Raw genomic sequence first — 20195 nt, 5'->3', positions numbered from 1 at the left:
TGTCGGCACTGCTTCCATAAGGTCGCAGTTTTCGGCGCGTCTACACCCGCCACTGGAGAAAATGTGATGAACGATTCAAATCTATGGTTCGCCCTCACTGCTGGCGCTCTCGCGGTAGTGCCTGTCTGGTTCAAGCTTCAGGCGCTCTCGCTTCTCGCTCCGACTGTCGGCTTTTCCAAGCGACTGGTCTGCACTCTGGCTATCGCGCTCATCTGCTTCGTCGTCGCTCTTGTGTCGGCGCAGTCTCTCGGCATGGTGCTGACGGCGCCCGTCGTTTTCGTCACCGAGAATCTGCTTGTGCTTGCTTACACCTGGCACTATTTGCCGACGATGCGCACAATGGACTTCTGGAAGGAACTTTTCACCGTGCGCATTCCGCGGTGGTACGAGTCGGCGAAACAGTTGCCGTCTGAGTTCGCGTCGCTCTGGTTCTGGATGCAGCAGTGGCGTCATATGCGTCAACTGGCTCAACCCTGGCGGCAAGATCTGCACAAAAGCGAGCGCGAACGCAAAGGCGAGGCGCGCAAGGGCTCTTCGCGCAAAGGTTCGTCGCGCAAAGGTTCGTGGGTGAGGTTCACCTGACTGATTCGGAGCAGTCCGCCCAGTCGCCAAGTCAAGTCTTAACAGAAGGATATCGAATCATGGCACAAGCTCTGTCGGAGTATCATGCCGCATTGGCAGCCGGCCTTGCCGCTGCACCACCCTTCAGATTGCAGCGTCCTGCTGTAGCGTTGCTGCTCGGTACGAAAGTCACCGATGCGGAGATAGATGCAGTTCTCGAGGCTGTCAGTCATCAGCGCGAGCTTCTGGCCAAGCCCGAAGCGTTGCCTGTCTCTGCTCGTCTCGAACTTCTGCGCAGTGAGCTGTCTCAGCGCGGTCTGGCGGCGTTTCTGGTGCCGCACGACGACGAATTCATGCTGGAATATACGCCAGCCTACGCCGGGCGTCTGGAGTGGCTCACCAACTTCAACGGTTCGGCTGGAATGTCGGTCGTCCTCTCCGAGAAGGCGCTTTTCGTCAGCGATGGTCGTTACAAAGTGAAAGCGGCGAAGCTGATCGACCCGAGCTTGTTCGAAGTGCTCATTTCGGACCGAGTTACGGATACAGCCGTGCAGTGGCTGGTCTCGAACATCAAGCCCGGCGACAGAGTTGGCTACGACCCGCAGCTCATCAATCTCAATCGCCTCCAAATCTATCAAACAGCTGTCACCGCTGCTGGTGGTGAGCTGGTGGCGTGCTCTGAGAATCTGGTCGATCTGGTCTGGGAGAATCAACCGGCACGACCGATTTCTATGGTTACCGGTTCACTGTATGAAGTGGCTGGTCATCGCTGGTTCGAGAAGGTCAGGGATGTCGCCGAGAGTCTCAAGGAGAACAAGCTCGGAGCGGCGGTAATCACCGATCCCGCTTCGGTCGCCTGGCTCTTCAACATTCGCGGCAACGATGTTGCATGCACGCCGCTGCCTCTCAGTCGGGCAATAGTCTATGACAGCGGACGTTCAGTGCTCTTTGTTGACCCTCGCAACGTCACGATAATGCTTCATATGCATCTGGATGGCGGCCGCATCGAGGATCTGGAACAGTTTCCTCGCTATCTGGAGGCGCTGGGCGAGTCCAAAAGACATGTGCTGCTGGACCCCGGCACATCGAACAGCGCGGTCTTCGCGGTGCTCGAAAAGAGCGGCGCAACGGTTGAACTCGGAGATGACCCGTGCGCTCTTCCCCGAGCTCGGAAAACTGAGTATGAGCTGAAGTGTACGCGTGCTGCTCACATTCGTGACGGCGCGGCGATTTGTCGCATGCTGGCATGGTTCGATCGTGAAGCCGGCAAAGGGACGCTGACTGAGATGGATGTGGTGCGACGCTTGATTGAGGAGCGCCTGAAAGACAAGAACTATTACTCGGAGTCTTTCACCACAATCGTCGCATCGGGCCCGAACAGTCGTGACATCCACTACTTTCCGACCGAGGAGAGTGATCGGGCTATCGGTTTGGGTGACTGTGTTCTCATGGACACCGGCGCCCAGTATCTCGATGGCACCACCGATTCGACGCGAGTCAAGGTGGTTGGTTTTGCGAGCGGCGAGATTCGTCGCAACTATACTCTTGTGCTCAAGGGAAACATTGCCCTCGCCAGTCAACGTTTTCCGGTGGGGTGCAGCGGGGCGCGGCTGGACACCGTGGCTCGCATGCCGCTCTGGAACGCGGGTCTGAATTTTGACCATGGCACCGGGCATGGTGTCGGCGTGTTCCTCTCGGTGCATGAAGGTCCGCAGCGAATCGGCTACAAGCTCGGCGACTGTCCTCTGGATGAAGGAATGATTCTTTCGGACGAGCCCGGTTCCTATGATTTTGGGGACCATGGCATTCGTCTGGAGAATCTACTTGTGGTCGGCAAGGCGTCGGATATCGAAGGTGGCATGCGCAAGATGCACAGCTTCGAGGTGCTGACGATGATTCCGTTCGACTGCACCCTCATCGACGAGCGGCTGCTGAGCAAACAAGAAATTGTTTGGCTGAACGGCTACCACGCCATGGTTCGCCGCAATATCGAGCCCTTGCTCGAAGGGGCTGACCGTGACTGGCTCATTGAGGCTACTCAACCGATCGCGCTTCGTGGATCGAGTGAGGCAGTCGATTGAGTGTTCAGAGCGACGAGCGCGTTAGTCCACGCAACTCATTCGCTTAAGGTTCACGCAGTCTTCGGCAAGAGACGACGTATCAATAAGTATCGCAGGCGGTGCAAAAAGTGCCGCCTGTGGTCAACAGTCAGATAATGGAAGGACGTGACTATGGGAAGTTCCAATCTCCCCGGTGCCAGCGCAGCCGCGTTGAACGCGATACTGCCACCGGTGGCGAAGAAAGTTCCGCATTTCGTCGAGATGTTTGGTGCAAAGCTCGACGACCAGTATGCCTGGATTCGTGACCGTAACGATCCCGATCTGATGCCCCTGCTCGAGGCTGAAAATGCCTATGCCGCCGCCATGATGGCACCATCGGCGGAGCTTCAGGATCGTCTCTATCATGAGATCCGCGGGCATGTGCAAGAGGCGGACGAGACGGTGCCCTTCCGCCAGGGCGCCTGGCTCTACTTCGAGCGCACCGAGAAAGACAAGCAGTACCCGGTGCACTGGCGTCGGCCCAACAAGGAAGGCGGTGTGGCTCGGATCATTTTGAATCCGAATGAACTGGGGGCCGGGAAGAAGTTCTTTAACCTCGGTTTTCATGCCATCAGTCCCGACGGCAACATGCTCGCATACACCTTCGATGGGCTGGGCTACGAGCAGTTCACTCTCGTCGTCAAGGATCTGCGCAACGGCATGTTGACGCGTACGCGAGTGAAGAATGTCACATCGGCTGCCTGGGCCAACGATAGCGTCACCCTCTTCTACACAACGGAGGATGAAACTTCCAAGCGGTCCAATCGGCTCTACAGGCATGACACTTTGACCGGTGAGCATGTCTTCGTGAAGGAGGAGCCGAACGAAGAAGTGCAGTTGGCGGTTCGTCGTTCGTTCAGTGGCGCCTTCATCTATCTGGACACCACCAGCCACACGAGCGTCACTTCCAGCTACATTCGCGCCAATGCACCGGCTATGGTGTTCAAGGAAATCTTGCCGCGAGCGCCGAACGTGCATTACGAGATCGAAGACGACGGCGGCGAGTTTTTCTACATTCGCACCAACGCGGATGGCGCGGTCGACTTCAAAATCGTGAAGGCGCCGTGCGATCAACCGACTGCCTGGCAGGTTGTGATGGCTTATCACGCCGGGCTGAAAGTGGTCAAACACATTGTTCTGGCCAATCATCTCGTCGTTCACGTCAGCGAGATGGCTCAGCCAAAAATCATCGTTGTGGATCATCGAACGGGAGTGAGCAGAACGCTCGATTTCCCGGGGCAACTCTTCCATGACGAGGCTTTCGAAATCGAGCCGGACGACAATGCCGAGTTCGATGCGGACACGTATCGCTTCAGCTATGAGTCGATGGTTACTCCGCCGACGACCGTGGAGTGCGATCTGACCACACTGTCGTGCACTGTGCTGAAAACGAAACCGGTGCTCAACTATGACAGCACCAAATACACTACCAGGCGCATCTTTGCCACTGCCTCCGATGGTGCTCGCGTGCCGATTTCTCTGGTCTACAAGGGCGATCTCGTCCTTGACGGCAGTCGACCGCTGCATCTCTATGGCTACGGCTCGTACGGACTTGCCGAAACGGCGAACTTCAGTTTCGCTCGTCTTGCACTTCTCGACCGGGGCGTGGTCTTTGCTATTGCCCATATTCGGGGCGGTAGCGAATTGGGCGAACAGTGGTGGCTCGACGGCAAGCTGAAGAAGAAGATGAACACTTTCACCGACTTCATCAGCTGCGCTCGACACCTGATCGCCGAGGGCTACACGTCAGACGATCGTATATCGGCGCAAGGTGGCAGCGCCGGCGGTCTGCTCATGGGGGCGGTGAACAATCTCGCGCCGACGTTGTTCAAGGTGATGATTCTCGAGGTGCCGTTCCTCGACATGATGAACACCATGCTCGATGCCAGCCTGCCGCTCACGACCGGCGAGTATGGCGAGTGGGGCAACCCCAACGTCGAGGAAGATTTCCGAACGATGTTGGCTTACTCGCCTTATGACAATCTCGCGCCACGCGATTATTCTGCGACGATGCTGGTCACCTCGTCGCTGGCGGATCCGCGTGTTGGATATTGGGAACCGGCCAAGTGGGTGCAGAAAATACGGGCGATACGCACCGATGACAAGCCAGTTCTCTTCAAGATCAAACTCGATGCGGGCGGCCATGGCGGCAGTTCCGGTCGCTTCGACAAGATCGCAGACGCGGCGTTCAACTTTGCGTTCCTGCTTTCCCGCATGGGATAGGGGTAGTCGCAGCGTCCTGAGTATGAGTGAACTACAGTGCCGCGACGGCTACGCGTGCGCTTGTCCAAAAACATCGCACTGCCGGGGTAGATCAGATCGTTGCGAGAGCAAGGCGGGTCTGATACCACCGGCAGTGTGCAATGAGAAAAGCTGAGGTTGATATGAAAAAGCGCCATCGCCCCGAATACAGAGGGCTGCGCCAGGTGCGCCGCTCGCACAAATTGAAGCGCAAGGAGGTCAAGACCATGCGCGCCAAGCATAAGCGCAAGTAGGTCAAGCTTCTGAGTGTCAGGCTGAAGCCAAAGTAACTCGTCAGGCTTCAGTCGTGTTCAGTTTGTGCACTGGTCGGCACATTTAGAACTCCAGCGAAGGAATAAGGTCATGAATAGGCAGCAGTTGGCACAAAAGGGCATTCTTTTGAATGCTCCGAAAAGGGCCGTCGGGCTCTATGCGGGAACCAGGATCGTCGAGGGACTGTTTTCCAGTCGGCTCTTAGTCTCCGGGCATGGACCCTGGAGCGATCCAGCCACAGCAATCAAAGGGAAGCTTGGCAAAGATCTGTCCATAATTCAGGGACAGGACGCAGCACGGCTCGTTGGAATCGGCATTCTGTCAACCATCGATCATGAAGTCGGAATCGAGCGGTTGATTGGCATAGTCAAGGCTCTGGGCATGGTAAATTCAACGCCTGATTTCGCAGATCAGCCGGCCGTCATCGATGGCTTTTCGCAGCTGATGCTCGAGGTCTTCGGTCCGGAAAACGGCATCGGCACTCGCAGCGCTGTCAGCATGGCATCGCTTCCCTTCGGCATCGCCGTGGAAATCGAAGCCGAATTCATCATCAAGCCGCTGTGGCTCTGGAAGATCCAGAACTTTTTCGGCTGGGATAGCTGACACTTCGTCGGCGCACGACTGCACCATAGACCGCAAAACAAATAGTGCGGTGCTAATCAATCACCGCATGTGTGGGGATCATCTGCACCATATGCGGTGACAGAGAGTGCCTGCTCGGTCAGGTTGATTCTCGATAACGAACTCAAAAAGTGAGAAAGTCATGACGAAAGATCTCAAAGGAAAAGTGGCGGTAATCACCGGCGCCAGCCGCGGCATTGGTCTTGCCATTGCCGAAGACCTGGCGCGTCAGGGCGTCAAAATCGTTGCGCTCGGCAAGACGGTGCAGGAGTCGACCGGCTTCTGGGCTGGCGTTAGCCGCCGTTATCGCAAGGCGATCAAGATGCTTCGCCATCCGCTCATCACCTTCGCCATGTGGGGCAAGACGGGCGGCGGCAAAAAGCTCGAAGGTTCGATCGACGAAACCGTTGCCAGAATCGAGGCTCTCGGCGGCGAAGCGATGGCTTTCCGCTGTGACGTCCGCGATGAGAAACAGGTGGAGCAAGCCGTCGCTGCTGCGGTCGAACGTTTCGGTCGCATTGACTTCTTGATCAACAACGCCAGCGCTCTTGCGCCGCTGCCGATTGATCAGATCACACCCAAGCAGGTGCGGCTGATCACCGAAGTCAATTACTTCGGCACACTGTGGGCGTGCAAGTTCGCGCTGCCGCATCTCGTCAAGTCAGGCGGGCGGATTCTGACCATGTCGCCGCCCCTCAACCTGGATCCCTACTGGTTCAGGGACCATCTGCCCTACACGATCTCGAAATACAACATGTCCATGATCACGCTCGGTCTGGCCAAGACGTTCAAGGGATTGGTCGGCGTCAACTGTCTATGGCCGGCAACTGCCATCGATACGGCGGCGATTCGCATGCTCGAGCAGATGCTCGATAAGCCGATGGTCAAGGGGTCGCGAACGACAGAAATCGTTGCTCAGGCGGCGGTGTGGATTCTGTCACAGGCAGTCGAGTATTCTGGCAACTTCGTCACCGACGAAGAGGTGATGCATCTTGCTGGCGTTCACGACCTCGAGAAGTTCGCCAGTGTGCCGGGCGAGGAACTCGTTCCCGACTACTTCCTGGGCACGCCGTCGCGCGAAGTTAAGCCACCGTTCGGCTACTCGTATCACGAGGAACAACTCGGGCTGGGCGCCAAAGCGCGTTCTGGTCAGATTGCCGTCGTGCACTGCACTATGCGGAAACACGATGGCAGTATTATCGAGAGCTCACACAGGTTGGGTCGCACCTCCGAAGTCGAGATCGGTAGCGCGGGCGTGAATGGCATGAGAGTCGGCGGAAAGCGGGTGTTTACAATTTCACCGTCACCTGGCCTTGGTATTGAGACACCGATATTTGTCGAGGTCGAACTGATCGAGGTCAAACCGGGCAAGCCCAACTGAGGTTGGGAGATCGAGGAAAACGCATGGGCTGGAGTATGTTCACCAGACCATCAATCGACACTGTCAGAAAGGCGGAACCAACAGTTGAGTTCTTGCTCAGTTGCATGTCGATTATGGCAATGGCTCTCGTGGTGGGGAGCCAGTTCGTCACCGGAGATTGGCAGGTACCGATTCTTTCGGTTTCCTGGTCAAATTTCCAAGTCGGGACTCGCATTGTCATCTGGCTGTCCTTCGTCGGCAGCACGGTGACTTATGCGATTCTCGGCGGGCATCCAATCAGATACATCTGGCTCCATCTGGCGGAGCTTGTTGTATGCGTCTGTTGGGTGCCTCTGTCGCAGCTGGGTAAGCTGGATGACTTCGCAGCTTTGCTCAGTCTAACTAAGGTTGTGCCGCTGGATGCGCTTCAGTTCACCGGCACAGCTGCACACGCCTGGAAGATAGTCAGGTTCACGGCTCAGCGCTTCTCGTCTCATCCGGTCATCGTCACAGGTGTGGCGACGACCGTGCTGGTGACGTCGTGCAGTGCTCTGCTCGTCTATGTTGAACCGCAGACCTTCCCAACCTTCCAGGATGCCTGCTGGTACGCAATCACGACGATTACTAAAACTAATCTGAATGACAGCGCACCACATACGATGCACGGCCGCTGGGTTGGCATGATTATCATGCTCGGCGGCTGGAGTATCTTCGCAGTGTTCTTCGGTCTGGTCACGGAAGCGGTGCGAGCGGCTGCGCTCAAATCGAATCAGGACAAAGTCAAGGACCTGCAGAAGATTGTCGATGAGCAAGAATCGCGGCTGAAAATGCTGCTCGAAAAGTAAAGCGTTTTCCATTCGAAGCTAACCGGTTTGGAGTAACAAAGAGACCTCCTGCCGGTATACGAACAAAGAGGACCGCACCATGACTGCTTTCGAGAAAATTCTGGCTTTCGCCGCCGAAGACGCTACCTCTGATTGCGTTCTCATGTCAACATCCGACCTTCAGTTCACGACGGATGTTCGCGACACCATCGCTCAGGCTCGAGCGCTGGCAAGCCAGAGAAACTACCTCGAGGCCGAGCAACTCTGCCTCGAGGCGGCTGCTGTCGCCGAAAAACTGGTGGGCAAAGCTTCGCCGACCTATGCTCTCTGTCTGGAAGACCTGGGTTTGATCCGGATCTACCAGGGCAAAATGCGCCAGGCTGACATCACTTTGACGGAGGCACACAGTATTCTGGAAGCCGCTTTCGGAGCGACTCACGCCGACGTGGAGAGGGTCTCCAGTCGGCTGCAGGAACTCTGTCATTCCTGATCGCTCAGGCAATCAGGCTGTTGGCGCACGCGCCGACAGCCGTCTTTTAATAAGGAGCAAAGCGTGACAGACGACGACCAACTCAAATTAGAACAGGAACGCAAGCAGCATCACGAGCCGGTTGACGAACCGTGGGAGCTGACTTCGCCGCAGAACCTCTTTCGCATCATTGTCGGAGTGATTGTCTACAGCATTCTGCAAGGTTGCATCAACTCCTTCAACGGGCTCGTCAACTGGTCTGCACATCCTGGCATGTCCACGGTCAACGACGTGATCATGTCGATGCAACCGGCAATGGCGCTTGGCGGCATTCGTGGTGTCATCCTGGCGCTGATGACCGTTACGATTGTGATGGTTGGACCGCGAATCTGGGCAGTGATCGGTCCTGTGCTTGGAGTAGCGGCTCGCAACTCCTTGCGCTTCGTTCAACAACTGTCCATCGCGGTTCGTGCGACAGGCAAAAGCGATCGCGATGGCGATTCGGATGGTGCGACGGACAAGGGGCGACGTAATTATTAGCCGTCGAATACTCTGGCAGAGCGGTGTGATGCCACTACTGGCAGTGCACCGCTTTCGCCTGAGAAAGATCATCCAACTGAAAGAGGAGTCAAAAGATGATGTATCCGCCCGATACTCTAGAAGTTCCGAACCGCAGGGTTTCGGCTTACAACCAACAGAAGTTTCGGCTCAAGCTGGTCAACATGATCGTCAGCGCCGGTTTTCTCATCGTCATGGGCTTGTGGGGCGGGCTTGCACTCGACCAGTTGATCAAGCCCCTGGCGGGTGGAAGTCAGTGGCTGGTTGGGAGTGGCGCTGCAACTCACGAGCGCCATCGTCTCATTCCCCGTGCACTACCAGACAAGCTACGTGGTCGAGCATCGCTTCGACCTGAGCAGGCAGTCGTTTGGGCACTTTATGCTCAAGTGGGCGAAGATGAGCATCCTGATGCTGATCTTCGGTCCGTTGCTGCTCAGCGGCGTCTATGCGCTGATCTGGGCAATGCCGACCTGGTGGTGGCTTGCCGCGGCGGTGATGATGACTGTTATCAGCGGCGGAATCGGCATGCTCGTGCCGGTTGTTCTGGCGCCCATGTTCTATGAAGTCGAGCCGGTGAAAGACACTGTGCTGCTGGAACGTTTCCAACGCATTGCATCCTTCACTACACTCGACATCTCTGAAGTCTGTCGAATCGTGGTCAGCAATGAGACGGTCACGGCAAACGCCTGCATGGTCGGCATGGGCAAGTCCAAACGCGTGTTTATCACTGACACGCTTCTGGACGGCTTTACGCCGGAAGAACTCGAAGTCGTGCTCGGGCACGAGCTCGGACACTACAAGCATGCTCATCTGCTCAAGATGTTGCTTTGCAATGCGATCGTCACGCTGCTCGGCTTCCTGGTCGTGAATGTGGTGCTGAATGCGGTGGCAACGCCGTTGGGTCACGCCAGCGTCAGCGCCCCGAGCACCCTGGCTCTGTTCCTGCTTGCGATGTCGACTATGTCGGCAATCGCTCAGCCGGTGCAGAACTTCATTTTTCGCCGCTTCGAATTCGAGGCCGATGAGTTCGCGCTTCACTGCACGGGCAACACGGCTGCGTTTTGCAGCACGTTTACGAAGCTCGTCAGACTGAACAACGCAGAGATGCACCGGTCATGGTGGAAGGTGCTGCTGTTCGATTCGCATCCGTCCACGGCGGATCGCATCGAACGTGCGAAACGACGGCAGCGGGATCTAGCCGTCGGACCCCACGGTCCGCTCGAACTCGCTCTTTGAACGAAACGAGCGCGGCGAGAATTTGCCGCGCTCAGCCAGAAAAAACTGATACCGCAACACTATCAGGAGAAGGTTCAATGGCGACACAAATTGAAGGCACCGGCTGGGGCGTGCACTACGATGCGGCCGATCCGGCTGCCGTCGTTATCGAAAGTAAATTTTTCCGGGTGATCCTCGATCGCTCCGGTCCTTATGTGCAGGCGCTGATTGTGGAAGCAACCGACGATTCCGGAATCGCCGGGCGCGTTGTGCCGATCGTTCGAAAGGCGCCTGACAGTGAGCTGGGATGGGAAGTGCTGGTGATCAGCAATCGGCGCGCCGGCGATGGCTGGAGCGCGGAAGGCCTTGTCGAGGCTTCGCGATGGAGCGCCGCTAACAGCAATCCTGCTCTTCCTGTCACGGAACAGGTGCTCTGGGTGGAGGGCGTCAAACTTTGCAATTCGGCGCGCATCCGCGGCGATCTGCGTTTCGGAGTCGCTAACGTCACAGACGTCGACATCGTAATTCCCAGGGGCGCCAGGTGGATCTCGCTGCGCGAGTTCAGCACCACCACTGACGTCATGGGACAGGCAGCGCTCTTCGGCGCGTTCGCGCAGGGGCTTCTGTAGGACTCAAACCAAGAAGGATTAGTGCAATGGTTTCTAATGCAGGTCAATCCGGGAAATTGCCCCGGTCGGAAGTCGACCCGGCTAAAAAGTGGGACTTGACGCAGCTGTTCAAGGACGATGCGGCCGTGTCGGCAGCTTTTGCTGAAATCGAGGCTCAACTGCCCGCGTTTGCTCCGTTCAATGGGCATATCGCAGACTCGGCAGAGTCGCTACTCGCCTACCTGCGATTCAGCGAAGATGTAGAGCACAAGTTCGAAAAACTTGCGCTCTATACGTATTTGCTGCGGTCTCAGGACGCGAGCAATGCTCACGCCTCAGCTCTTGCCACGACCGCAGAAAAACTTGGGTCGCGGGTCGCGGACGCGTGTGCATTCGCCAATGCTGAATTGTCGAACATCGATTCGGCCCAGCTGGAGGCGTTTATCGATGCACAGCCTGCACTTGGTGTGTATCGACACTTCTTTGCGAATCTGGCTCTCGATCGGGAGCACATCCGCGAAGAACCGATCGAGCGTTTGTTGGCGCAGTCAGCGGTGCTGCTTTCGGGTCCGTCGATTATGTTCAAGACAACCACGCAGGTTGTTATGCCCCGCTTCATGCCGCGCGTCGCCATCAAGTTCGAAGATGGCAAGGAAACGGAATGGGCAGACCTCGACGAGGGCTTTCTGCGTGTTTTATTACAGAGTCGCGAACGTCAAACTCGTAAGCAAGCTTTCGAAGGTGTGTTAGCAACTTATGCGAAATTCGCGCCGACGTTGGCTGCGAATTATATCGCCAGCGTTGAAAGCCAGATCTTCACCGCACGGGCGCGCAATTTCAAAAGCGTGCTCGAGATGAAGCTGTCTGATCCAAGGCTGCCTGTCGATGTCTATGATGCGTTGATCACGACGGCGCGAGCCAATCGCGGCGAACTGCAGCGCTATCTCGAGCTGCGTCGAAACTTGTTGGGCGTCGACAAGCTCCACATGTATGACCTCGATGTGCCCCTCATCCCGGGCTTCGAGCAGGCTTTCACCTACGAACAGTCAAAGCAGACGGTTTTGGAGGCGCTCAGTCTTCTGGGACCGTCTTATGTGGCTCGGCTTGGAGCGCTGTTCGAAGCGAAGCGCGTTGATGTTCTGCCCAACGAAGGGAAGGAAAACGGAGCTTTCAGTGCCAGTCAATGGGGGTATCCTGGTTACCTCCTGCTGAACTTCAAGGGATTGTTGCGTGATGTCTTCACGCTCGGTCATGAGGGCGGGCATTATTCGCATTCAGAAGAGGCGAATGGCACGCAACCGTTCGTGTATCGCGACTATCCGACGTTCTGCGCTGAAATCGCGTCGATCGTCAACGAGCAGTTGATCACTAACCATCTGCTTCAGACAGCAGACAGTTCGCAAATGCGCATGCATCTGCTCAATCAGGACCTGGAGAATTTCCGTGGTGCTGTGATCAGGCAGGCGATGTTTGCTGAATTCGAGCGGCGGGTGTTCAAGTTGGCTGAAGGTGAGGGCTGTAACAAGACTCCGCTGACGCTCGAACTGCTCTGCGATCTCTATCTCGAGATTGTCACCGACTACTACGGTCCCACTGTGGTCATCGACGAGCTGATCAAATATGAATGGCTGCGTGTGCCTCACTTCGTGGTGGCACCATTCTACGTCTATGCGTACGCCACCGGCATGTCGGCGGCAATTGGACTGGCTCGCAATATGATCATCAATGGACAGGCAGCCGTCGAAGCTTACTTTGGCTTCCTGCGCTCCGGCAAGTCGAAATTCCCGCTAGACGCTTTGCGTGAGGCGGGTATTGATATGTCGAGACCCGAGGCTATTCAGCTCGGTTTCGATTACTTCAGCGAGGCCATGGATCGCATGCAGGCGGAGTTGGCTCTGGCTTCGGCTGGCGACAACTAGTCTTTTCGCATCAGAGACTCGATTCGGTTCCAACCGGGTCGAGTCACTATCAGTGGTATCGAGCTCGAAAGGGATTGAGCCACCGCTAGCGGTATCGATTCGGTTTCAACCGGCGTCGATTCGCTGTTCCTCGATCACTCAAACCTGAAGGACAAATGTGGATGAACGCAATGGCGCAACGTGATGTGATTGACCGAGCTCTGGTCACACTCACGACTCGAGCAAAATGTGCACAAGAGGCGGCTGCGCGTATCGACGCAAAGCTACTTGAGCTTCCCTCTCACATGGCTGTCTCCCAGGAGATCTTCGAGCTGGTCAGCTTGATGACGGCTCATGTGAGCGAAGCTATGACGAATTTGGACGCGTCGTTCGATTATACCTGGGGCATCTTCGAGTTCAATGCGTCGGCAGCCAGTATGCCGTCTGCGAGTCGCATTGCCGTTCTCGCTTTTGCTGAGCAGAAGATCGAGGCCTGCGAGTCCATGGTCAAAAAGGCCCTCAAGATGGTCGATGGAGAAATGGACGTCTGGGGCAATGCCATTCCCCATGGTGCGAACTGGGGTAAGTGAACCAGCTGCGTTCGGGTTGAAGAATCCGGGCGCTTTCTTCCACGTCTAACTAAGGAGTAGTGTACGTGGGCACAAAACGCGCTACCGGTCCTGGCTCCGCTGGCTTTGCAAGCCAGTTGACGGGGCCGGGTCCGAACGAAACGCTGCTGCATCGCCTCTGGCTGCACGCAACGGAGAATCCTGACGGTGTCGGCTTCATCGTGCCGCATTCGGAGGGAAGAAAAAGCACCTGGCGGCATCCGATTGTCGGCAGGGAGCGGTTCTCGTACGAACGGGTGACCTGGGAACAGACTGCGCGTATCGTCGCGGCTCTGACCTACGTGCTCGAGCGAGACTATGGCGTCAAGCCAAACGACAGAGTCGGCATTGTCTCGTGGAACAGGGCTGAATGGATGTGGCTGGCTCTGGCTACATGGTCGGCCGGTGGTATCGTCATTGGTGTCGATCCACGCCTGACGGCGGAGAGCACATCCTACATCCTCAACCAGGCGGACAATGCTCCCGCCGAGCTTTCCGGCAGCACGCTCAAGGTTGTTTTCTGTGAAGACCATGAGCAGTCCGGAAAGGTTCAGCTCGATCAGTTTGGCAGATCGGGTGTGCGAGTTGTGCAGTTGAGCGAAGCTGTCGCTAAGGCGCTCAACAATCTGCACAACACATCGGGTCGTTCTTATGAACATCTGGTGCACGATCGGGTCGCCATGCTCGTTGCCACGTCAGGCAGCTCCGGCAATCCGAAGATTGTCATGATCACTCACGGCAATCTGGCGCATATGTCGGCCGCGGTGCCGAAGCGTTTTGCGCTTAGCTCCGACGACATCTACTTCGGGCTGCTGCCGGCCAATCACATCTTCGCCTGGAATGGGCAGGGACCGGCGCTCTGGTGCGGAGTGACGATGTTTCTGTGCCATCCGCTCGACCTGAAGAAGCACATTCGCAGTGTGCGTCCGACGGTGCTTCTGGGCGTCACCAAACTCTGGTCGATGCTCATGGACGAGTTGCAGGCACCGCTTGCGAACAAACTGCTGGCCAGGGTTAAGGCGGCAGTTGTGAGGCGAGCATTGGCACCGGACGGGAGCGCACTCGATGGCGTCTGCAACTTCATTGTTGCTAAGGCTCTCAATAGAGGGCTGGGTGGGCGTCTGCGCATGCGCATCACGGGTGGTTCGGCATTCCCTCGGGAGTTGTCACGCAAGCTCGAGGTGTTGCGGCAAAAGGTCATCCCCGGCTATGGACTTTCCGAGACGACGGGTGCTTCCACTGTGGGCTACGTCCATAAGGAAGTTCCCGGGTCATCGGGTGATCCGCTCGAAGGCGTGACGATCGCATTCAAGCCGCTCGAAGATGACGATGGCACCGAAATCGTCATAGGCGGTCCGACGGTGTCACCGGGCTATTGGAATGACCCTGCTCTGACTGCGCAGTCATTCATCAATGGTGCCTTCCACACAGGCGACGTCGGGCACCTTGAAGAAGGCTGCCTGGTCGTCGAAGGTCGAGTTGGCGAAGACGGCAAGACGTTCAACGCTGAAAAAGTTTCCAGCAAGGAAATCGTCGAGGAGTTCGAAGGAAGTCGGCTGATTCAGTTTATCGTGCCGGCGTTCATCGGGCGTCCCTTCGTGACTGCGCTGGTTTACATCAACGAAGCGAATGCGCGCGCGCTTGTTTGCGAGAAAGGAGAAGATGCGGCGAAATTTTCGTTGAAAGACCTGACTGAGAGCGCAATCATCAGGTCTGAAGTGCAAGCAGAAATCGATCGAGCCAACGAGAGAATTGGTCTTAAAGGGCAGTGGAAGCGCATTCGCAAGTTTGCGATTGTGCCAATCACTCCGTCGATCGAAAACCGTCTGCTTTCCGGCAAAACCGAGATCAGCGCAAAGCTCTCGAAAAGAATGGAGGCAGCTCGAATCGCCGCTATGTACGACTGAAACTAGCGAACATATCGGTCAAAACCAATATCACCACTCTCGCCGGAAACGGTGGGAGCAACTGAAATGGAGTATGCGATGGAATATCATCCCGAAATGGCTCGGCTGATGAGGAAAGCTGCGGCATATGCAGTTCACTTCAAGAGGCCGATCTCGCTCGGTATGCTGTTCGTGGTCATGGCAAAAGAGCAGAATACGGCCGTGCGCGAATGGCTTATCTTCAACACACCTGTCGACATGCAAACGATCGACGAGACACCTTCCCCGCCGGATGGTTTTGATGTCGGCGAGGCTTATGTGCCGTGCGAAGGAAACGTGATCACGGCACTGGATCTGGCGGCCTTCGAGGCGGGCAAGGATCAGCTTGTGCGTCCGATTCATCTGCTCATGGGCATGATGCAGGTGCAAGAGTCGCACGTCGCGCGGATGTTCACCGAGGATTACAACATCCACTGGACGCAGGGCGTGAAGGACCAACTGCTGCGCATCCAGAAAGCCAAAGACGCGCTCGATGAAATCGACGCGAAAAATGCCGGTCGTGTGACCAATGAAGGCATCCCGATTCCGGGCGGCCAGGAGGGTAAAAGTCTCGTGCCCAGAAAGGAGCAGACAATGAAGACTCGCTTGAGGTCAAATTCGGTATTTCTGACTTCTGAAATTCCCGGTGTCGATCTCACTCTCAAGGCGGCGCAGGGTAAACTCGAACCGGTGATCGGCCGTGAGAAGCAAGTCGCTCGGCTGATTTCCATCTTGCGTCGAAAGGTGAAGCGAAATGCTTGCTTGCTCGGCGAGGGCGGTGTGGGCAAGTCGGTGCTCGTCGAGGCTCTCGCCCAGGCCATCGCCGATGGCAGGGTTCCTGACGACATGAAGGACAAAATTGTCGTCAACCTCAACATCGCCGATGTGGTGGCGGGCACGAAATACCGCGGTGAATTCGAAGAGCGTATGAAGAAGGTGGTCGAGGAGCTCAAGTCAGACCCGCGCATCATCCTCTTCATCGACGAATTCCACATGGTCATGGGCGCCGGCGGCACCAGAGACGGTGCGATGGATGCATCGAACATTCTCAAGCCGGCCCTTGCAAATGGCGAGATTTCGCTGATTGGCGCCACCACGAACAGTGAATACCTGAAGCACATCGAGTCTGACAAGGCTCTGAAGCGTCGCTTCCAGGACCTTCAGCTGCCGGAGCCGACCAACCTGGAGTTGCGTCGTTTCATGGTCGGACGGCGAGCTGGATTCGAGAAGCACCATCGTGTGCAGATCACCAATGCGGCGATTTCGGCAGCCGTGTATCTGGCCATCCGCTATCTGAAGCCGCTTGGATACAGCGTAATCGATGCGGCGTTGACACTGATCGACGGCGCGTCTTCAACGCAGCGGCTCAAGAAAGATGGCGGTTCTGAGGAAGCGCAAGAGGCTCAAGCTGAGCTGAACACTCTGAAGTTCGAAATTCTCTGGTGGGAACGGGAGAAGGACTCTGCGCAGAAAGTCGCTCAGCTCGCACAATTCAAGGAGCGAGTTGCTGAGCTGGAAGAACTCATCCAGAAGGCGAAGGCTGCGGCGACAGCCGGCACTGAAGGAAAGGCAGCGCCGAAACAAGACGATGAAGTGGTCATCGTCGACAAGAACGAAATCGAGCGGGAACTGACGGAATCAAGGGATATTCCGGTCCAGCAGCCGCAAGAGATTTTGCTCAGCCTACCCACCAAGGTCAACGAGACTGTTGTTGGCCGGCAGGACGCCACCAAAGTCGTTTCAGGGTTGCTGAAAGCGCGCGATCTTTTCAAGGTCGAGCAGCCGCTTGTCAGCATCTTGATTCTCGGTCCGACCGGCGCCGGGAAGACCTGGTGGTCCCAGAAGATCGCTGAGGCTCTGGGTATCACACTCGAGCGTCTGGATATGTCTGAATACCAGAACTCCAGCTCGATCGGCAAGCTGACTGGTGGTGTGCCGATTTACGTCGGCAACGATCAGGAAGGCACGCTCACCGAGCCCGTGCGCCGTCGTCCCTATCTGGTGCTCCTGCTCGACGAAATCGAGAAGGCTCACCAGGATCTTTATAGCTTGCTTCTCCAGGTCATGGATTATGGCAGGCTGAAAGACGGACACGGTCGTCCGATCGACTACCGCAACGTTCTCCTGATCATGACTTCGAACGTCGGCGCACTTGAAGTCAGTGAAAAGGCGATGTTGTTCGATTCGGTGACGGCGGAGAAGTCGGAATCCGAGACCAGGGAAGCAGCTGAAGAACGCGTGCGTTCTGCGGCCCGGCGGACTTTCTCGCCGGAATTCCTCAATCGGCTTGACGATATTCTCGTCTTCCATCCGCTCACTCCGACTGATATTGTCGGAATCACCGAGAAGCAGCTGGCGCCTCTGGTCAAGGAACTCTCGGATGCCGAGGGGCGGGGCATCAATCTCACGATTGAGAAACCGGTCATCGACTTCCTGGCCAAGGGCGGTTACAGCTCAGAGTTGGGTGCCCGTCAGCTCAAGCGCATGGTAATGAATAATCTTACCGTGCCGCTTGCCGAAAGGGTGTTCGACAATGAGTTCGTTCGTGGCGACAACGTGACGGCTTATCTGGAAGGATCGACCGTCAAGTTCCGCAAGGACTGACTCCTCTGAATCGAGTGGTGGCGGGGTGCTCTGGTCTCAGCGTGCACGATCTAAACGTCTGCACGAACGAAGACATATCACCCTGCCGCCGCTCAAACTTCTGCAAACTCCAACGGGACTGTGCTTCAACACGCGACAGTCTAGAAAAGGGAATGTCATGCCTGTTAACTCTGCTCTCCGCTTCCAATATCCTTTCTGGGACGAACCCCAGAAGGCTTCCGCTCCCATGGTCATCGTCAAGGGCCCGCTCGGTGGTGAGCGAGCCATGGACGCCTACGCCTGGCTCCTACAGGAGGGACTGATCGATCTGACCGGTCCGATCGACGGCGAGACATACAAAGCCGTGTCGGCGCAATTCGCATATCTACGGCACATCGATTTCAAGAAGCCCCGCCACCTGTTTCTCAACACTCCCGGCGGCGTGGTTCTTGATGGGCTGGCGATATACGACCGCATCCAACAGGAGAAAAAGTCCTTCCCGGTTGCCACCACTTGCAATGGCATGGCGGCCAGCATGGGTTCGATTCTCCTGTGCTGCGGCACTGATGGCATGCGGAGCATCAACCGTCACGGACGGGTGATGATCCACCAGACGCGCATCAATGGCGGTGGCGGCAACGTCTTAACGCGCGAGGACTCGAGGATTCTCGACGCCGAGCTGGAGCACGGTACCCACACTCTGGCTGAGATCATCTCGCTCCATTCGGGCAAGCCGTACGACGAAGTTCGTAAGGATATGGAGAAGGACACCTGGTTGTCGGCTCAGCAAGCGAAAGACTATGGTCCGAAGGGGCTGGTCGACATTATTCGCGACTGACGTCATTGTCCCGGTCAGGACGGTTGAACGAGCTGTGCGGAGGCGTTGATTCGCCCCCGCATAGTACATATGCACGCCGCAGTGCGGTGGTGCTCGCTCAGGTTCGGCAAGGGAGTCAATCCCCTGCCGAACCACATGCGGTGGCGTGTCGTCATCGCTAATCGAACTTGGAGGACCGAAATGTCAGAATCAAAGAAGCAGTTCAAAAGGCGGCGCGTTGTCGTCATCGCCTGCAAGCGCACTCCCAGCCTGAGCATGGCGCGGCAGGTTTCGGCCAAAGATCTGGTGGGCGAGGCTGTGCGGGCGGCCATCGCCGAAGCGGGCATCATTGATGTCAGCAAAATTGGCGCTCTGGCGGCTGGGCAGGTGGCTCAGGATGCGTTCACGAGCAACTTCGCCAAGCACGCGGCAGAAGCCGGTGGTCTGAAAGACAGTACCCACTGTCTGACCATCAACCGCCAGTGCTCGTCGAGCATGGATGCTTCTCGTGAAATCTTCAGACAGATTAACGAGGGATACATCGAGATCGGTATCGCTGCCGGTGCCGAGAGCATGGCCGACACATCCTATCTGGTGCCGAGTTCAGTGCGCAATTCAGGCTTCAATCGCAGGCTGCGCAATGTGACGACAAAACCGTGGGGCAAATGGCTGACGATGTTCGGCTTCGGCAAGCACTACGGTCCCGGTCTGGTCTTCGGCGCCTACGGCGAGAGCGGTCTTGCTACTTCGCTGAACGCTATCGATCCGCGACGTGCCGGCATGGCCAAGACTGCTCAGACGGTGTCCAATCTTTGCGGCATCAAACGGGGCGACGCTGATGCGCTTGCAGTTCTGTCGCATGAGCGGGCGCTCGCCGGTCGCGAACGTATGGCGCTCGAGATCGCTCCCTTCCTCGTGCCGGGTGTCGGTCTTGTCACCGAAGACGAGGGTCCGCGCGCCACCACTCTCGAAAAGGTGGCCGGCTTGCGGGCGCTGCCTGACACGGGCGGTCTCGTCACGGCTGCCAATGCCTCCGGCATGGGCGGTTGCGGCGTCGCTGTGGTGCTCGCCAGCGAAGAAGCTGCTATCAAGCTCGGCGCCACCATCCTCGCTGAAGTCGTCGACTTCGAAGCGGCTGGATGCGACGCCATGACAATGGGGCTGGGTCCTGTTCCTGCTGTTCAGCGGCTTTTAGCGCGGCGCCACATGAGCGTCTCGAATATCGGCTACTGGGAGATCAATGAAGCTTTCGCGCATATCTGGGCGGCGATCATGAAGGTGCTCGGCATCGACGTGAACAAGTCCAATCTCTATGGCGGCGGCATCTCGATCGGGCATCCGCTCGGCGCCACCGGAGCGCGCTTGCTCGGCATGATCGCTCGCGAAGTTTATTTGCGGCGTCACGAGCCTGGCATGGAATATGCCCTGGGCACGCAATGCGCTGCCGGGGGCATGGGCACTGCCGTTCTCGTCAAGCGCTACGAACCCGATTGAGGGTCTGAGCGCATCAAGAAGAACCGGTCGGACAGCATCCT

Annotated in this window: 16 protein-coding genes; all 16 read left to right on the top strand. The window is 56.9% G+C overall.

The genetic code is table 11. The features are described 5' to 3' along the window. The first annotated feature begins 66 nt into the window (after nt 1-66). The 16 genes from EKK48_26290 to EKK48_26215 all read left to right on the top strand — a co-directional run bounded on the left by EKK48_26290 (nt 67) and on the right by EKK48_26215 (nt 20154). Nucleotides 67-582 carry a hypothetical protein gene (locus EKK48_26290; protein ID RTL36742.1) on the top strand — a complete coding sequence of 172 codons (516 nt, stop codon included), beginning with the start codon at nt 67-69 and terminating at the stop codon, nt 580-582. Between the two features lie 59 nt (nt 583-641). Beyond that, a complete protein-coding gene (locus EKK48_26285) occupies nt 642-2642 on the top strand; it encodes an aminopeptidase P family protein (protein ID RTL36741.1) in 2001 nt (666 codons plus the stop codon). 150 nt (nt 2643-2792) lie between these two features. Further along, nucleotides 2793-4883: a S9 family peptidase gene (locus tag EKK48_26280; GenBank protein RTL36740.1), complete on the top strand. Its 2091-nt coding sequence runs from the start codon at nt 2793-2795 to the stop codon at nt 4881-4883. Between the two features lie 381 nt (nt 4884-5264). Next, nucleotides 5265-5777 (top strand): RidA family protein, encoded by a 513-nt coding sequence (locus EKK48_26275; GenBank protein RTL36739.1) that lies wholly within the window; start codon nt 5265-5267, stop codon nt 5775-5777. Between the two features lie 160 nt (nt 5778-5937). Further along, nucleotides 5938-7176, top strand: coding sequence for an SDR family NAD(P)-dependent oxidoreductase (locus EKK48_26270; GenBank protein RTL36738.1), 1239 nt, complete (start codon nt 5938-5940; stop codon nt 7174-7176). 23 nt (nt 7177-7199) lie between these two features. Beyond that, a complete protein-coding gene (locus EKK48_26265) occupies nt 7200-8000 on the top strand; it encodes a two pore domain potassium channel family protein (GenBank protein RTL36737.1) in 801 nt (266 codons plus the stop codon). A 79-nt stretch (nt 8001-8079) separates the two neighbouring features. Further along, nucleotides 8080-8469, top strand: coding sequence for a tetratricopeptide repeat protein (locus EKK48_26260; GenBank protein RTL36736.1), 390 nt, complete (start codon nt 8080-8082; stop codon nt 8467-8469). Nucleotides 8470-8532: 63 nt separating this feature from the next. Continuing rightward, on the top strand, nt 8533-8988 hold the full coding sequence (locus EKK48_26255; protein ID RTL36735.1) for a hypothetical protein: 456 nt from the start codon (nt 8533-8535) through the stop codon (nt 8986-8988). A gap of 264 nt (nt 8989-9252) precedes the next feature. Next, complete coding sequence (locus EKK48_26250) at nt 9253-10242, top strand: hypothetical protein (protein ID RTL36734.1); 990 nt, start codon at nt 9253-9255, stop codon at nt 10240-10242. Then, nucleotides 10239-10850 (top strand): hypothetical protein, encoded by a 612-nt coding sequence (locus EKK48_26245; GenBank protein RTL36733.1) that lies wholly within the window; start codon nt 10239-10241, stop codon nt 10848-10850. The genes EKK48_26250 and EKK48_26245 overlap by 4 nt, the downstream gene beginning before the upstream one ends. A gap of 26 nt (nt 10851-10876) precedes the next feature. Next, entirely contained in the window at nt 10877-12748 is a 1872-nt protein-coding gene (locus EKK48_26240; protein RTL36732.1) for an oligoendopeptidase F family protein, read from the top strand. Nucleotides 12749-12909: 161 nt separating this feature from the next. Further along, a complete protein-coding gene (locus EKK48_26235; GenBank protein ID RTL36731.1) occupies nt 12910-13317 on the top strand; it encodes a hypothetical protein in 408 nt (135 codons plus the stop codon). A gap of 59 nt (nt 13318-13376) precedes the next feature. Further along, entirely contained in the window at nt 13377-15242 is a 1866-nt protein-coding gene (locus EKK48_26230; GenBank protein RTL36730.1) for a hypothetical protein, read from the top strand. Between the two features lie 66 nt (nt 15243-15308). Continuing rightward, nucleotides 15309-17864 carry an ATP-dependent Clp protease ATP-binding subunit gene (locus tag EKK48_26225; protein ID RTL36729.1) on the top strand — a complete coding sequence of 852 codons (2556 nt, stop codon included), beginning with the start codon at nt 15309-15311 and terminating at the stop codon, nt 17862-17864. A gap of 157 nt (nt 17865-18021) precedes the next feature. Next, entirely contained in the window at nt 18022-18681 is a 660-nt protein-coding gene (locus EKK48_26220) for an ATP-dependent Clp protease proteolytic subunit (GenBank protein RTL36728.1), read from the top strand. A 69-nt stretch (nt 18682-18750) separates the two neighbouring features. Then, nucleotides 18751-20154 carry a thiolase family protein gene (locus EKK48_26215; GenBank protein ID RTL36727.1) on the top strand — a complete coding sequence of 468 codons (1404 nt, stop codon included), beginning with the start codon at nt 18751-18753 and terminating at the stop codon, nt 20152-20154. The last annotated feature ends 41 nt before the right edge of the window (nt 20155-20195 follow it).

The organism is Candidatus Melainabacteria bacterium (assembly GCA_003963305.1).
Lineage (GTDB): Bacteria > Cyanobacteriota > Vampirovibrionia > Obscuribacterales > Obscuribacteraceae > PALSA-1081.
Note: the sequence above shows the minus strand (reverse complement) of the source record. Positions and strands in the feature narration are given on the sequence as shown.

Bases quoted from the DNA above. Each gene is read 5' to 3' on its own strand.
- EKK48_26290 (RTL36742.1), top strand. From the start codon at position 67: ATGAACGATTCAAATCTATGGTTCGCCCTCACTGCTGGCGCTCTCGCG.
- EKK48_26285 (RTL36741.1), top strand. From the start codon at position 642: ATGGCACAAGCTCTGTCGGAGTATCATGCCGCATTGGCAGCCGGCCTT.
- EKK48_26280 (RTL36740.1), top strand. From the start codon at position 2,793: ATGGGAAGTTCCAATCTCCCCGGTGCCAGCGCAGCCGCGTTGAACGCG.
- EKK48_26275 (RTL36739.1), top strand. From the start codon at position 5,265: ATGAATAGGCAGCAGTTGGCACAAAAGGGCATTCTTTTGAATGCTCCG.
- EKK48_26270 (RTL36738.1), top strand. From the start codon at position 5,938: ATGACGAAAGATCTCAAAGGAAAAGTGGCGGTAATCACCGGCGCCAGC.
- EKK48_26265 (RTL36737.1), top strand. From the start codon at position 7,200: ATGGGCTGGAGTATGTTCACCAGACCATCAATCGACACTGTCAGAAAG.
- EKK48_26260 (RTL36736.1), top strand. From the start codon at position 8,080: ATGACTGCTTTCGAGAAAATTCTGGCTTTCGCCGCCGAAGACGCTACC.
- EKK48_26240 (RTL36732.1), top strand. From the start codon at position 10,877: ATGGTTTCTAATGCAGGTCAATCCGGGAAATTGCCCCGGTCGGAAGTC.
- EKK48_26235 (RTL36731.1), top strand. From the start codon at position 12,910: ATGAACGCAATGGCGCAACGTGATGTGATTGACCGAGCTCTGGTCACA.
- EKK48_26225 (RTL36729.1), top strand. From the start codon at position 15,309: ATGGAGTATGCGATGGAATATCATCCCGAAATGGCTCGGCTGATGAGG.
- EKK48_26220 (RTL36728.1), top strand. From the start codon at position 18,022: ATGCCTGTTAACTCTGCTCTCCGCTTCCAATATCCTTTCTGGGACGAA.
- EKK48_26215 (RTL36727.1), top strand. From the start codon at position 18,751: ATGCACGCCGCAGTGCGGTGGTGCTCGCTCAGGTTCGGCAAGGGAGTC.